The organism is Brevundimonas sp. UBA5866 (genome assembly GCF_002432125.1).
Classification (GTDB): Bacteria; Pseudomonadota; Alphaproteobacteria; order Caulobacterales; family Caulobacteraceae; genus Brevundimonas.
The window spans coordinates 1-14,482 of sequence record NZ_DJFS01000052.1; the positions used below are offsets into that span (position 1 = coordinate 1).

A 14,482-nucleotide genomic window follows, 5' to 3' on the forward strand; every position below is an offset into this window, starting at 1 on the left:
GCGGTGACCGTCCGGACCGTGGCGCCAAGCCGTTCCGTCCCAAGCCCGCTGGCGGTTTCGCCGGCAAGCCGTCGGGCGGCTTCAAGGGCGGTGCGGGCAAGCCTGCCTTTGCCGGCAAGGGCGGCCCGCGCAAGGCCAAGCGCTTCGACTGATTGACGCGCTAACGCTGATAGATGAAGGTGCCTCCGGAAGTGATTTCGGAGGCATTTTCTTTATGACGAACCCGAAAACCGGCGAGCGTTACGCCTCGTTCGAAGCTTTCTACCCCTATTACATCCACGAGCATTCCAATCAGGTCTGCCGCCGCATCCATGTGGTGGGGACGGGTCTGGTGATCGCGGCCTTTGTGGCGTTTCTGGCGACGCGCAATCCGTGGTGGCTGCTGGCCATGCCGCTGGTGGGTTATGGCTTTGCCTGGGTGGGGCATTTCTTCTTCGAGAAGAACAAGCCCGCCACCTTCCAATATCCGCTGTGGAGCCTGATGGGGGATTTCCGCCTGTTCTGGGAAACCGTCAGCGGCAAACGCAAATTCTGATGGAAGAGAAGAAATCGCGGGCGACGGGCATCTTCTGGGTATCCATCGCTTTAGTCTGGTGAATTCTCTGGTGGCGGTGTTCGGGAACCCGCCATACGCGGTGCTGGCGGTTGGCGCAGGGTGAAGCCGTCGCTGCCGTCAAAGGCGGTGGGGGACCAGCTATCGAACAGGGCCGCATCGCCGGCCTTGATAAAGCCGTGGCCCCAGGCCCCTTCGCGGTGGGCAGAACGGGCGAGACTTCCCAGCCGCCTCATGAGTTCCGCATTGACCACCGGAAGGCGGACCTTGGCGGCCTCCATCTTATAGGCGGCGGTCTTTATGGCCTTGATCAGGGCGGGCAGGGCCGTGTCGGGGGCACGGTCCAGGGCCACCATGTCCAGTATCTCCAGAACGGCCACGTCCACGGGGCCGGTCTTTGAAATCTGGGCCAGGGCATAGGCCGCAAGGCCCCGGTCGTCATGATAGCCGAGCATCAGGGGCGGACGCATACGGTCAGGTTGTTGGCAGAACCAGCGCATCAGGGCAGGGCTTCGATCCGAAACCATGCGCGGCTCCGCCAGCAGATCGCGCCAGAACTGGCCATAGGCAGAGTTGTCGCTGAGATCCTCGATGAGGTGCACGCCCTTTGGCCAATGGATCAGGCGCGGATTGAACAGGGTGCTGGCGCGCGGGCTGAAACGTTCACCGAACACATTGACCATGCCGGGCCAGCGTTCGAGGCTTTGACGCATGAGGCGCGACATCAGGGTGATGGTGGGGGCCAGTATCCAAGAGATCCTGACGTCGTGCGACGGACCGGCCAGAGGGGCGTACCCCCTGTGGCTGTAGACGGGACTGCCGATCCGGTTGGCGTTCAGGATCACGGTCGCGGCCAGATCGGGTTCGGCGGCCACGGTGTCCAGAAGCGTCCGCGTCGAGCCGCGGGCGTAGGGGGCCACGATGACGGAATGGATGGAGCCCAGGATAAGCCTCTGTCGCCGGTGGAAGACATGTCGTCTCTGGCAGCCGATGAAGCCGTCGATACGCCCGTTATTGTCGATCACCCAGCCGATGGGTTGGCCGCCCCTGTGAGCGGGATGCGCGGCCAGCCATTCCCACTGGGCTGCAGAAGGTACAGGCCAGTGAATCTGCGCGTGGAGTGCGTTGACGCCGGCGGCATCGTCCAGGGTGAAGGGGCGCGCGATCAAGGCAGGCAGACTTATGAGATGGCCCAAGGTTGCAGGCCAAATGTGTCAGAAGCTTTGCCATATGTACAGTTTAAAGAACATCGATCTTAACAGGCGGGAGGGGTACGAAATCCCGCGCCGTCGCTGTTTTGTGGCAAGTTTGGGCCTGCTCCGCGTCGAAAAACGTCGTTAACATCTTGTGACTAGCGGCTTGTCGTGCTGTTTCTTGATGTTTCAGCGCCCGACGGGGGCGGTAGATTATGGAGTTCCGCGTGTCAGCGACGGAAACAGGGGGCAGCCTGTCGGCAGAGCCCCGCAAGACCTTCCTCGGGCATCCCCGAGGCCTGGTCATTCTCTTCTTCACCGAAATGTGGGAGCGTTTCTCCTACTACGGTATGCGTGCGCTGTTGACCGTCTATCTGGTCCAGCACTTCCTGTTTGGACCCAAGGAAGCCCAGGGCATCTATGCCGCCTATGCGGCGATGGTGTACCTGATGCCGGTTCTGGGCGGTATGATTGCCGACCGTTATCTGGGCGCGCGCAAGGCTGTTATCATCGGCGCCGTCATGCTGGTGGCCGGCCACTTTGCCATGGCCTTTGAAGGCACGGGCGGCAAGGAACGCATGATCGTTGACGGCACCACCTATCAGGTGGAAGTCGATGGCCGCGACCAGAACCGCAAGATGTTCGTCGTGAATGCGGCGGGCGAGCGCGCAGAGATCAAGATCTCGGGCGAGGGCGTCACCCGCGTCGAGCCGATTGCCGAGGGGCAGGCCGGTTTCCCGAACTTCGTTCCGACCGAGAGCTACAAGACCGAGATCACCCGTGACCTCGGATTCGGCGAGCCGGTGCTGTTCCTGGCCCTGTCGCTGATCATCGTCGGCGTGGGCTTCCTGAAGGCCAATATCTCGACGGTCGTGGGTGCCCTGTACGAACAGGATGACCCCCGTCGTGACGGTGGTTTCACCATCTTCTACGTCGGTATCAACCTGGGCTCGCTGCTGGCGACCGCAGCCTGCTCGTACCTCGGCTATAACTATGGCTGGGCCTATGGTTTCGGTCTGGCCGGCATCGGTATGCTGCTGGGTCTGGTGACCTTCCTGATCGGCCAATCGTGGCTGGAAGGCCGCGGTGGTCCGCCGCAACCGATCAAGGGCCGTCGTCTGCTGGGCGTTCCGGTCGAGCCGTTCTTCTGGATTGCCGGTATCGTTTCGGTCTTCCCGATCTGGCTGCTGATGCAGCGCCACGAGATCATCCAGGCCATCCTGATTCCGGTCGCCGCGATCACTTTCGCGCTGGTCGTGGGCACGACGGTCTTCAGCCTGAAGGGTGCGGAGCGCAGCCGCATGCTGGTGGCCCAGGTCCTGATCTTCTTCTCGGTCCTGTTCTGGGCTCTGTTCGAGCAAGCCGGTTCGTCACTGACCCTGTTTGCCGACCAATCGACCCAGATGCCGAACTGGTTCAACGCCGGTTATACCCAGATGTTCAACCCGGGCATCATCGTCATCGGCGGTCCGCTGATGGCGGCGCTGTGGGTCTGGCTGGGCAAGCGCAACAAGGAACCGTCGACCCCGGTGAAGTTCTCGGTGGCGCTGGTTCTGGTTTCGGCGGGCTTCCTGCTGCTGGCATGGGCTGCGGCGACGCAGGCCAACGATGCCTTCAAGGTGCCGCTGATGTTCCTGTTCCTGACCTATCTGCTGCACACCCTGGGTGAGCTTTGCCTGTCGCCGGTGGGCCTGTCGATGATCACCAAACTGTCGGTGGCGCGCATGGTCGGCCTGATGATGGGTATCTGGTTCCTGTCGTCGTCGGTGGCCCACATCGTGGCCGGCGTGATCGCCAAGGCGACCGCGACCGACACGGTGGCTGGCGTCGTGACCGACCCGGCTGCGGCTCTGCAGAGCTATACGTCGATGTACAACACCATCGGTATGACCGGTGTTGTGATCGGCGGCATCCTGCTGGTCCTGTCGCCGGTACTGAAGAAGGGCATGGCGGGCGTCCGCTGATCCCTTTGCCCGTTCAGGCATAAGAAAGGCGGCATCTCCCGAGGGAGGTGCCGCCTTTTTACTGGCCGGAAAGAGCAGGCGTCCGGCGGGGGAGAACTTTAGAACGTCTTGCGCAGGCGCAGCTGGTAGAAGGGGCGCGGGGCGACGTCACGGACTTCGGTATAGTCGATGGGGCGGGTGCTGCGGTCGGCATAGGCTTCGCGCTGCCAGTAGAAGCTGTCCCAGACGGTAACCTGTGCGCGGATCGACAGCGACGGTACCGGCTTATAGTCGACCCAGAGCTGGTAGTAGTCCTTGCCGTCCCAGCCCGAGACGTAATCGGGTTGGTAGGTGTACTGGCTCATGCGGGGCATCCAGTCCGCCCCCCAGCTGATCTTCAGGGCGGCGATATTCTGTTCGAAGGAGATCTGGGCCTGTGACGGGCGCACGCCGGACATGGGGCGCTTGCGGCCCGAGGTCGGGTCGGTGACCTCGGTCTTGTTCCAGGTGTTTTCGAACTTCACCCGCCCGCCCGGAATGAAAAGCCGGTCTGTGGGCAGGGCAAAGTTGACGCGCAACTGGTCCAGGGTGCCGTCACCGATGTTGCCGACGGCGGAAAGGCCGCCATCCAGCGGAATGACATCAATGGCGTCACTGATGGCATCGTGGCGGTAGGCGATGCTGAAGATGCCTTCCTTCCAGAAGCGGTGTTCGAAGCTGATCTCGCTGATCCAGCGCTGTTCGGGTGTCAGGTTGACATTGCCGCCCTTGATGTCGTCGGAGCCCAATTCGCTGGAGGCGGCGAAGTCCTCGAAATTCAGCTGTCCGACGCTGCGCTCGAAACGGGCGCGGAACTGGGTGTTCTCGCGCGGGGTCCAGGTCAGTTGCAGACGGGGCTTGGCGAAGAAGAAGCTTTCCTCGTTCTGGACATCGCCGGACTGGCTGATGGTGGAATGCTCCAGTCGCAGGCCGCCTTCCAGTGTCATGGTGGGGGCGATCTTCCACGTTCCCTTGCCGAACAGTTCGCCGCGAACCTCCTCGACGGTCACAGAGGCCGAGGGCAGGGGCACATTGACGCCGCCGACAGAATAGGCCTGATCGACATCAAGGGTGTTGAAGGCCACCTCGCCGCCCGCCTCCAGCTCCAGCTTGTTGGAGTGCTGGTAGCGCAGGACGCTGCGAAGTATGGACTCCGAAGAGTGGGTGTCGGCCTTGAACAGCTGTTCCGGAGATTGCGTACCGTTTTGCAGCGCTTTGGCGCTGTCCTGGATTTCGGAGTCCTCGGTGTCGTAGCTGATACGGGTTTCGGAACGGATCCTGTCGCTCAGGGAGCGGGTATAGGTGAGCCCGAACTCGCTATTATCGCCCTCGCGGCTATAGCGGTTGTCCCGTGCAATATTTACAGCGGTTTGCTGTGAGTTATTGACCCAGTCGCTGATGCCATAGCGGGCAGTGATGTTGACGGTACCGCCCAGAAGAGGCCCCGCGAAAGAACCGCGTATGCTGCTGCCACCGCCGTATGCCGCACTGGTATAGGCCTCGTCGCGCAACAGGGTGCCGTCCGGGCCAAACCGGCGATAGGGACCTTCGCCCACGGAATCGCTGGATGCAATATTGTCGGTCAGGGAAAGGCCGTATGTGTACTCGCCCTTGCGGTGCGTCACCTGATAGCCGCCGCCGAACAGGCTCTTTCCGCCGTCATAGATGAAGCTGTTGTGCGACAGGATGTGTTCGGTGCTGGCGGTGCCCTTCAGGATGACATTCACGACCAGGGCATAGCCTTGCATCTCAATACCCGGCGCGCCTCCACGGACCAGCTCGATACGCTCGACCTGCGAGGCGACGATACGGCCCAGAACTGACGAGGGCTTGTCGCTTTTCGATGCCGGGCGGCTGCCGTTGACCAGCACATTGCCCACCGCACCTTCAAAGCCGCGGGCGTCATCACCGTCGTCGAGCGAGAAGCCGGGGACGCGGTTGACCATTTCCAGTGCGGTATTGGGGCGATAGGCCGCGAAGAACTCGGGCTGGAAGACCAGGGAGCCGTGGTCATCTGTCTGCGGTGCGGTGGCCGATGGGGCGGGCGCAGGTGTCTCGGCATGGGCAAGGGCAGGGAGCGCCAGGCCAAGGCTAATGACAGATGTGGTGAGCAACAGACGCTTGACAAACATTTCAATCCCCTTCCCTTGGAATGTGGAAAAGGTTTTGAGGCGATTGTTGTGTAGTATCCAGTTACAAGCTGTACAGGTGGATTAAACATCATCCACGATTACGGCGATGTCAGGTACATTAACAAATAGCAATGATGCGAAAGTTCGATATGTCGAAACTTAATATTTTTACATTGTTTTCGGTCATTGCGATTTTTATTACAATAAGTGCCCCTGTTTCCGCGCAAGATCATGTTGCCAATACTTTGGGATCTGAAGATCAGGCCGTGCAGGTTGAGGAGGTCGTTGTTAGCGCGCGACGTGCCGGACTGCCGATGTGGACTGTGCGCAAGGGGGATGACGGTGTCCTGATCCTTGTGGGAATGATCCGCGAAGTGCCCAAAGGCTTCGAATGGCGGGCCGAGGCGTTGGAGGGGGCGGTCAGGCGGGTGGACCGTGTGCTGTTCCCGCAGGATATGCGGGCATCGCCAGCGGACATTCTGCGCATTCTCTGGCGGTCGCGAACGATTGTAGTGTTACCGGACCAGCAGACGCTGGATCAGGTGATCCCTGCCGCGGATTACGAGCGTCTGGTCCCGCTGAAGGCCTATGAGAAGCGTGAGAGCTGGAGGCGTATACGACCGCTGCTTGTGGCGAGGGATCTGGTGCAAGAGCGTGCCGGTGAAGATGGATCGCGCGATCCGAGGGTCGAGCGGGTGGCCGAACGGGCGGCGCGGCGTGCGAACATCAAGACCCACAGTATCGGCGTGGTGCGGGGCAGTGAACTGGTGGAATCCCTGATCTCGTCGCCTGATGAAACCCAGCTGAGCTGTTTGCGCGCGGCGATGGGGGCGGCTGAATATGGAGCCAACGCTATGGCGGACCGTGCGGAGGCCTGGCGCAGGCTGGATGTGAAGGCGGTGCTGGCCTCGCCGTTCGATGAGGCGATGGATGAGTGCTGGCCTTGGGGGGATCCGTCCGTACGGGTGCGGATGCGGACGGAATGGGTCAATGCGATCTCGACCGCGATCGCCGATGAGGGCGTGACGCTGGCGGTTGCGCCGATCAGGACGTTGGGCGAGGCTGATGGTGTTCTGGATCAGTTGGTCGCAGCCGGATACGAGATCGACGGTCCCGACTGGAAATAGAGCTCCGGAGACTGGGCTATGAATGCGACGTCCGAACCAATAGCCCAAGGCGTGGTGCATGCGGTGGCCCCCGATCTGGAAACCGCAATACGGGCGGACGGGCAGGCGTTTGCGCTCTGGCAGGGGCTGACCCCGCTTGGGCGCAACGAGTTCATCTGCTGGGTCGAGGATGCCAAGCAGGTGGCAACGCGCCAAAAGAGGATCGAGCGCACGCTTGAGGCGCTAAAGGAAGGCAAGCGGCGGCCCTGCTGTTGGGCGGGGTGTGTGCATCGCACCGACAAGGCTCCGGGGCCATGGCAGCAGATGAGGCTGGACCAGAGCAGGTCATAGTTTTTGTTGTAAAAGCTTGGCCTTACGCTGATCGCGGGGCATTGTGGTGCGGTTTCCAGCCTTGCTCGATCTTGATCCTTTATGAACACCGAACTTTTCGAGAGCCTGTCTGAGCGTGAGAAGGATGTCCTGCGCTTGTTGGCGGCGGGGCATGAGGCGAAGTCGGTGGCACAGGTGCTGGGGCTGTCGGTTCATACTGTGAACGAGTATCTGCGGGCGGCGCGGCGCAAGCTGGATGCCCCCAATAGCCGGTCTGCGGCGCGCGAGTTTGCAGCCTATGAAGGCGAGCAGTCCAAAAAACTTGGGACCCCCGATTTTCTTGGAGACGAAAAAACGGGGAAGCTCAGGGCCACATCGACGGGCATGGCTCGTCCTCAACAGGCGGTCGCACTGTGCGGCTCGCGCTCTGGATTGGAGGATTTATCGCCATGTTCGGTATTTTGGCTGCTGTATTCGCGCTTTCGACGGGTCTGATGACGGTGGGGGCTCCGGCGCAGCCGTCGCAAGCCGAGGCGCAGAATGTCTTGCCTGCAGAGGCCACCGAGGTTGCTCAGAACTGGCTCAAACTGTTGGATGAAAAGCAGTGGGCGGCCAGCCATCAGGCCATGAGCGATACGGTGAAAGCGATGGGATCGGACGCCGAGTGGGAGGCGACCGTGGCGCCTGTGCGTGAGAGCCTTGGCGCGTTTGGTGGCCGTACAGCTTCGGACAGCAAACGTGACAGCATCCTGCCGGGCATGCCCAATGGCGATTACGGTATCCAGCAGTTCAAATCGCGCTTTGCCAACCATTCCGATGCGGTGGAAACCGTCATCATGTCCCGCGAAGCCGAGGGCTGGAAGGTGATCGGCTATTTCGTCCGTTAAGGCCGAAGACATGACGAGATAAGAAAGGGGCCACCGGATCGCCGGTGGCCCTTTTTGTTATCAGACGGCGGTTCCGCCGACGGTAAGGCCGCCCATTTTGAGGCTGGGCTGGCCGATGCCGACGGGGACGCCTTGCCCCGCCTTGCCGCAGGTGCCGACGCCGGGGTCGAAGGCGAAGTCGTCGCCGATCATTTCGATCTTGGTCAAGGCCGTGGCCCCGTCACCGATCAGGGTGGCACCGCGAACCGGCGTGGTGATCCTGCCGTCCTCGATCAGATAGGCCTCGGTGCACTGGAACACGAACTTGCCGTTGGTGATGTCCACCTGACCGCCACCGAAGTTGGCGGCATAGAGGCCGCGCTTGGTCGAGGCGATCATGTCCTCGAACTTGTCGTTTCCGCCTTCCATGAAGGTGTTGGTCATGCGCGGCATGGGCTGGTGGGCGAAGGACTGGCGGCGGCCATTGCCCGTGGCGCGGGCGTTCAGCTGGCGGGCCGACAGGCGGTCGTGCATCAGGCCAACCATGATGCCGTCCTCGATCAGGACGGTGCGCGAAGTCGGGGTGCCTTCGTCATCGAACGACAGCGAGCCGCGACGGTCGGCAATCGATCCGTCGTCCACCACGGTCACGCCGGGGGCGGCGACGCGCTTGCCCATCATGCCGGTAAAGACCGACGAGCCCTTGCGGTGGAAGTCGCCCTCAAAGCCGTGGCCGATGGCTTCGTGCAGCAGCACGCCCGGCCAGCCCGCGCCGAGGACCACGTCCATCTCGCCTGCAGGGCAGTCGATGGCCTCAAGGTTCACCATCGCCTGACGCAGGGCCTTGTCCACCTGACCCTGCCAGCTTTCGGGCTTGATCCATTCCTCGAACGCGGCGCGGCCACCGGCCCCCGAGGATGCGGTTTCGCGGCGGCCGTTCTTTTCGACCGTGACCGAGACGTTCAGTCGCACCAGCGGGCGGATGTCGGTCAGGATCTGGCCATCCCCGCGCAGGATGTCGATGCTGCGGCGCTCGCCGACGATGGAGGCCGACACCTGAACCACATGCGGGTCACGGGCGCGGGCAAAGGCGTCGATTTCGGTCAGAAGCGCGATCTTGTCGGAGAAAGACGGGCTGAGCAGGGGATCGACCGGCGCATAGAGGCGCTGGTTGGTGGCCAGCGGCGCTTCGGCGGCGGTGCCGCTGTAGCCGCGCTTGGCCAGTGCCGCGCTGTCACCCGCACGGGCGATGGCGGCGGCGGAAATCTCGTTGGCGTGGGCAAAGCCCGCCGTCTCGCCCGCGACGACCCGCAGGCCGAAGCCTTCGCAGGCGTCGTAGTTGGCGTTCTTCAGACGGCCATCGTCGAACAGCAGGGACTCGCTCTCGGTCTTTTCGAGGAAGAGTTCGCCGTCATCGGCACCGTCCAGCGCGGTCTGCAGGATGGACAGGGCGTCACCGGCGTCGACACCGGAGGCGTCGAGGATGGGCGAGGGCGAAGAGACGGAAGGTTTGCTCATAAGGGCTAGATAGGCGCGCGGAGGCTGTGGCGCAAAGAAAAAGCCCCGCTGTCCGGTCGCAGGAAACCGGAACAGCGGGGCCTTGGCGTGCGACGGGGGGAGAAGGCGGCGTCGCGGGGGAGAGGCTTAGTCCTGACGGACCTCGGCATCCTGCGAGAGCTGCTGCTGCAGCTCCGACGGGCGGCGGGTCAGGCGGACGCGGCTTTCACCGGAAGCTACGATCACCACCTTGCCATTGGCTGCGGTTTTCACACCGGCATTGCCGCTGGTGCGGATGGTGGCATCGCGGCCCAGAAGCTCGTCCAGTTCGGCAGAGCTGTTGCCCGAGGCGTCCACCGTCAGCTTGTCGGCCGTACCGATCACCTCGACGTCGGCATTGCCGGTCAGGGTCAGGTTCAGTTCGGGCTGGTTGTAGCCGCGGATTTCGACGTCCGAGTTGCCGAACAGCTCGAAGGTGTTGAGCGAGGGCGCGCGGATGGTGATCTTCAGATCGCGGCCATTGTCGATGGAGCGCAGCCCTTGTTTGTCGAGCACGACATAGCTCTTGCCGTTACCGCGGCGGTCGGCGCTGTCCAGGGTCAGTCGGCCGTCCACCAGCACCACCCGTTCGGCCAGATCGGCATTGCCCGTCACGGAGATGCCCGGAGCGTTGCTGTCCTGGATGATGACGACATCGCCGGGAAGGTCGATGGCCAGTCGGGTGCTTTCGGCCCAGGCAATCTGGCGGGTGACCGGCGCGGGCAGGGTGTCACGGGTGACGCGGACCCCGTCGGAGTTGTCATCGATCACCCAGGTCCAGCTGTGGCGGGCCAGATCTGACCCGCCAAGGGCCAGGGAGCCGCCGATACCGACGATGGCGAGGGCCAGACCGGAGGCACCTACGATAAGGAGATTGCGGATCATGTTTCTATCCTTTCCCTGTCAGGGTCCAATCAGGCCGAAGCCGGTTCGAGAGCGGGCTTGGCGACGCGGTAGTGCAGGCGGGCGTACCAGATGGTGGCGTCGATCAGCCATTTGATCAGGACGGCCATCGTGGCGATCATGAACACGCCCAGACCCATCAGGCCGATGCCCATGAGAATGGCGGCGAACACGCCACCCGGCAGGCCGGCGAACGGGCCGACCACCATGACACCGCCACCGGCGATGAAGACACCGACACCGGCCACGAGGAAGGCCAGAACCGTGCCGAACACCGGCAGAACCAGCGGCAGCAGGATCAGGATGTCGATGGCCCCCAGACCCAGAATGCCCAGAACGGCACCCAGCGCATTGGAAGCGGTCGGTTGCTGGGCCCAGGCCTGGGCACCGGCTTCGGCCTTCAGTTCGCGGGCCAGACGGTCGGGGTCGCCCAGCGCTGCCGAGATATCGGCTTCGGAGCGGCCCGCGGCGATGGCGTCATCGAAGTGGGCTTCATAGTCAGCGACGATATCGTCGGCGGCTGACTTGGTCAGGCCCACCAGACCGCGACGGAGACGGGCGAGGAACTCGTTGCGGTTCATTATTCAGCTCCCTTGTCGGAATCAGTGGCCGCGATGGCCAGTACAGGTTGCGGGGCACCCGCATGGATGGTGTCGGCGCTGGCCGCTGCGCTCAGCAGATCGCCCACCGCATTGGCAAAGGCCTTCCACTCGGCGCTCTGGGCGGCAAGGGCTTCGTGGCCCTTGGCGGTCAGGCGGTAGTATTTGCGTGATGGGCCACTGGACGATTCTACCAGATAGGTCTCGACCAGACCGTCGGTCTGCATGCGGCGCATCAGCGGATAGATGGTGCCTTCGCCCATTCCGATTGCATCCGACAGGCGAGAAGCAATCTCGTAGGCGTAGCTGTCGCTTCGGGCGAGCAGGGCAAGGACACACAGGCCCAACACCCCTTTCTTCAGCTGGATATCGATTGTTTCGGGCATTTCATTCCCTCGGTTGATGACCAAGGGATATGACAAGGTATCTTGTGACGCAAGGTACCTTTTAAAACATGAACACCTTTTAATGAGCGGCTTTCTAACAACCTTGTGCGGTGGAATGTGTCTGACACCTTGCCCGAGGACATTTTGTCCGATAACGACCGCCCAAACGCTGCGGTTCGAACGGGCCTCAGCGCGTTTGCGATTGCTTCGCAGGCGTCTGCTGCAGAACGGTTTATGAGGACTCTCGAATGGGGATGGGCACGCGAGCGATAGCGCGGTTAGGGGCGGGTTCCGCCACGGCTGCGTTGAGCGCATTCGTCGCTGCGCCGACTTGGGCGCAAGAACTTGTGGGGCAGCCGACCCCGGGCGCTATTGGTCTTCAAACGGCGGCATCGCCGCTGAAGCACCAGGTGCATTTCTTCCACCAGGCTGTATTGCTGCCGATGTGCATCGGTATCAGCCTGCTGGTGCTGGCACTGCTGCTGTGGGTTTGCATCCGCTATAACAAGCGCGCCAATCCCGAGCCGGCGAAATTCAGCCACAACACCACCATCGAGGTGATCTGGACGGTTGTGCCGATCCTGATCCTGATGGTGATCGCGCTGTTCTCGTTCCGTCTGCTGTTCGCCTACGAGGACATGCCCGAGCCGGACGTCCGCGTGAAGGTCACCGGCAACCAGTGGAACTGGGCCTATGAGTATCCGGACCACAAGGTTCCGGAATACATCTCGAACATGCTGCCGGAAGACAAGACCACCAAGCAGCTCTACCGTCTGGCTGCCGACCAGCCGATGGTGGTGCCGGTGGGCGCGACTGTCGAACTGCTGATCACGGCATCCGACGTGATCCATGCTGTGGCCGTTCCGGCCTTCGGCGTGAAGATCGACGCCATTCCGGGCAAGACCAACCACACCTGGTTCAAGGCCGAGAAGGTTGGCACCTACTATGGCCAGTGCTCGGAACTGTGCGGTGTCGACCACGCCTTCATGCCGATCCAGGTCAACGTCGTGACACAGGAAGAGTTTGAAGCCTGGGTCGCCTCCAAGGGCGGTTCCATGCCGGGCACCGAAGTAGAAGCCGCTCCGGCAGCTGCAGAGGCTGCCGCTCCGGTGGCCGCTGAAGCCCCGACCGAAGCCCCGGCCGAAACGGCTGCAGCACCCGCTGCCGCCCCGGCTGCCCAATAAAGAATTGCGAGAGCACACTCATCATGGCTAGCGCTAGCGCAACACACGATCACAAGCCGGGGTTCTTCACCCGTTGGTTCTTCTCGACCAACCACAAGGACATCGGCGTCCTCTATCTCATCTTCGCCATCTTCACCGGTCTGGTGGGTGGTGCCCTGTCCGGCCTGATCCGTTGGGAACTGGCCGAGCCGGGCATCCAGCTGTTCAAGGAAGGCACGATCATCCAGCAACTGGGTATCGTGGAAGCCTCCAAGCACGGCTTTAACGTCACGGTCACGGCCCACGCCCTGATCATGGTGTTCTTCGTGGTCATGCCGGCCACGATGGGCGGTTTCGCCAACTATTTCACGCCGATCATGATCGGCGCGCCGGACATGGCCTTCCCGCGTCTGAACAACATCTCGTTCTGGATGCTGGTTGCCGCCTTCATCATGCTGGTGATGTCGATGTTCGTGGACGGTGGTCCGGGCCGCGGCTTCGGCGGTGGCTGGACGGCCTATCCGCCGCTGTCGACGATGGGCCACACGGGTCCTTCGTTCGACATGGCGATCTTCTCGCTGCACATCGCGGGTATCTCGTCGATCCTCGGCTCGATCAACTTCATCACCACCATCTTCAACATGCGCGCGCCGGGCATGACCCTGCACCGCATGCCGCTGTTCGCGTGGGGCGTTCTGATCACCGCCTTCCTGCTGCTGCTGTCGCTGCCGGTTCTGGCGGGCGCCATCACCATGCTGCTGACCGATCGTAACTTCGGCACGTCGTTCTTCGATCCGGCCGGCGGCGGTGACCCGGTCATGTACCAGCACCTGTTCTGGTTCTTCGGCCACCCGGAAGTGTACATCATGATCCTGCCGGGCTTCGGCATGATCTCGCACATCGTCTCGACCTTCTCGAAGAAGCCGATCTTCGGCTACCTCGCGATGGCTTATGCAATGGTCGCCATCGGCTTCATCGGCTTCATCGTGTGGGCTCACCACATGTACACGGTCGGTATGTCGATCGAGCTGCGCACCTACTTCGTCGCTGCCACCATGATCATCGCGGTTCCGACCGGCGTTAAGATCTTCTCGTGGATCGCGACCATGTGGGGCGGTTCGCTGACCTTCAAGACCCCGATGCTGTGGGCTATCGGCTTCATCTTCCTGTTCACCGTCGGTGGTGTGACCGGTGTGGTGCTGTCGAACGCCGGCATGGACTACTCGCTGCACGACACCTACTACGTCGTCGCCCACTTCCACTACGTGCTGTCGCTGGGTGCCGTCTTCTCGATTTTCGCCGGTTTCTACTACTGGTTCGAGAAGATGTTCGGCGTGAAGTACAACGAGTTCCTGGGCCAGCTGCACTTCTGGATCATGTTCGTCGGTGTGAACGTGATCTTCTTCCCGCAGCACTTCCTGGGTCTGCAAGGCATGCCGCGTCGTTACATCGACTATCCGGAAGCCTATACCCTGTGGAACCACGTCTCCTCGATGGGCTATCTGATCACCATCGTCGGCGTCGGCGTCTTCCTGATCATGCTTCTGGAAGCTGCCATCCGTCGTCGTCCGGCAGAAGCCAACCCGTGGGGCGAGGGTGCCACCACCCTGGAATGGACCCTGTCCTCGCCGCCTCCGCACCACCAGTTCAACGAACTGCCGGTGGTGAAGGCGGACGACCACCACTAATCCCTCTCCCGGGATAAAGAATGGAGAGGCCGCCCTTTCGTGATA

The 14,482-nt window shown here is 62.2% G+C and carries 14 protein-coding genes; 8 read left to right on the forward strand and 6 right to left on the reverse strand.

The features are described 5' to 3' along the window. Positions 1 to 214: 214 nt before the first annotated feature. Entirely contained in the window at positions 215 to 535 is a 321-nt protein-coding gene (locus B3H86_RS05835) for an Mpo1-like protein (RefSeq protein ID WP_292051899.1), read from the forward strand. A gap of 50 nt (positions 536 to 585) precedes the next feature. Here B3H86_RS05835 and B3H86_RS05840 read toward each other — a convergent pair whose 3' ends face one another. Beyond that, complete coding sequence (locus B3H86_RS05840; protein ID WP_292051904.1) at positions 586 to 1,722, reverse strand: hypothetical protein; 1,137 nt, start codon at positions 1,720 to 1,722, stop codon at positions 586 to 588. Positions 1,723 to 1,973: 251 nt separating this feature from the next. On the opposite strand from B3H86_RS05840, the gene B3H86_RS05845 reads away from it, so the two are divergent. Then, on the forward strand, positions 1,974 to 3,710 hold the full coding sequence (locus tag B3H86_RS05845) for a peptide MFS transporter (RefSeq protein ID WP_292051907.1): 1,737 nt from the start codon (positions 1,974 to 1,976) through the stop codon (positions 3,708 to 3,710). A 98-nt stretch (positions 3,711 to 3,808) separates the two neighbouring features. On the opposite strand, the gene B3H86_RS05850 is transcribed toward B3H86_RS05845, so the two are convergent. Further along, a complete protein-coding gene (locus B3H86_RS05850) occupies positions 3,809 to 5,860 on the reverse strand; it encodes a TonB-dependent receptor plug domain-containing protein (RefSeq protein WP_292051909.1) in 2,052 nt (683 codons plus the stop codon). A gap of 245 nt (positions 5,861 to 6,105) precedes the next feature. Here B3H86_RS05850 and B3H86_RS05855 point away from each other — a divergent pair, with 245 nt between their 5' ends. The 4 genes from B3H86_RS05855 (at position 6,106) to B3H86_RS05870 (ending at position 8,183) form a co-directional block, all read left to right on the forward strand. Further along, complete coding sequence (locus B3H86_RS05855) at positions 6,106 to 6,987, forward strand: TraB/GumN family protein (RefSeq protein WP_292051910.1); 882 nt, start codon at positions 6,106 to 6,108, stop codon at positions 6,985 to 6,987. A gap of 18 nt (positions 6,988 to 7,005) precedes the next feature. Then, positions 7,006 to 7,317: a YdeI/OmpD-associated family protein gene (locus B3H86_RS05860; RefSeq protein ID WP_292051911.1), complete on the forward strand. Its 312-nt coding sequence runs from the start codon at positions 7,006 to 7,008 to the stop codon at positions 7,315 to 7,317. Between the two features lie 81 nt (positions 7,318 to 7,398). After that, complete coding sequence (locus B3H86_RS05865; protein ID WP_292051913.1) at positions 7,399 to 7,791, forward strand: response regulator transcription factor; 393 nt, start codon at positions 7,399 to 7,401, stop codon at positions 7,789 to 7,791. Beyond that, complete coding sequence (locus B3H86_RS05870; protein ID WP_292051916.1) at positions 7,746 to 8,183, forward strand: DUF4019 domain-containing protein; 438 nt, start codon at positions 7,746 to 7,748, stop codon at positions 8,181 to 8,183. The genes B3H86_RS05865 and B3H86_RS05870 overlap by 46 nt, the downstream gene beginning before the upstream one ends. A 60-nt stretch (positions 8,184 to 8,243) precedes the next feature. On the opposite strand, the gene tldD is transcribed toward B3H86_RS05870, so the two are convergent. The 4 genes from tldD to B3H86_RS05890 form a co-directional block, all read right to left on the reverse strand. Then, on the reverse strand, positions 8,244 to 9,680 hold the full coding sequence (gene tldD / locus B3H86_RS05875) for a metalloprotease TldD (protein ID WP_292051919.1): 1,437 nt from the start codon (positions 9,678 to 9,680) through the stop codon (positions 8,244 to 8,246). 126 nt (positions 9,681 to 9,806) lie between these two features. Continuing rightward, positions 9,807 to 10,583 carry a GIN domain-containing protein gene (locus B3H86_RS05880; protein WP_292051921.1) on the reverse strand — a complete coding sequence of 259 codons (777 nt, stop codon included), beginning with the start codon at positions 10,581 to 10,583 and terminating at the stop codon, positions 9,807 to 9,809. A gap of 29 nt (positions 10,584 to 10,612) precedes the next feature. Then, on the reverse strand, positions 10,613 to 11,182 hold the full coding sequence (locus B3H86_RS05885) for a DUF1700 domain-containing protein (RefSeq protein ID WP_292051924.1): 570 nt from the start codon (positions 11,180 to 11,182) through the stop codon (positions 10,613 to 10,615). Further along, positions 11,182 to 11,586 carry a PadR family transcriptional regulator gene (locus B3H86_RS05890; protein WP_292051926.1) on the reverse strand — a complete coding sequence of 135 codons (405 nt, stop codon included), beginning with the start codon at positions 11,584 to 11,586 and terminating at the stop codon, positions 11,182 to 11,184. Before B3H86_RS05890 ends, B3H86_RS05885 begins: the two co-directional genes overlap by 1 nt. A gap of 248 nt (positions 11,587 to 11,834) precedes the next feature. On the opposite strand from B3H86_RS05890, the gene coxB reads away from it, so the two are divergent. Together coxB and ctaD are read left to right on the forward strand one after the other, a co-directional pair. Continuing rightward, the gene (gene coxB, locus B3H86_RS05895; protein ID WP_292051928.1) at positions 11,835 to 12,770 is read left to right on the forward strand and encodes a cytochrome c oxidase subunit II; all 936 of its coding nucleotides are present in this window, start codon (positions 11,835 to 11,837) and stop codon (positions 12,768 to 12,770) included. A gap of 23 nt (positions 12,771 to 12,793) precedes the next feature. Further along, positions 12,794 to 14,437, forward strand: coding sequence for a cytochrome c oxidase subunit I (gene ctaD / locus B3H86_RS05900; RefSeq protein ID WP_292051930.1), 1,644 nt, complete (start codon positions 12,794 to 12,796; stop codon positions 14,435 to 14,437). Positions 14,438 to 14,482 lie beyond the last annotated feature (45 nt).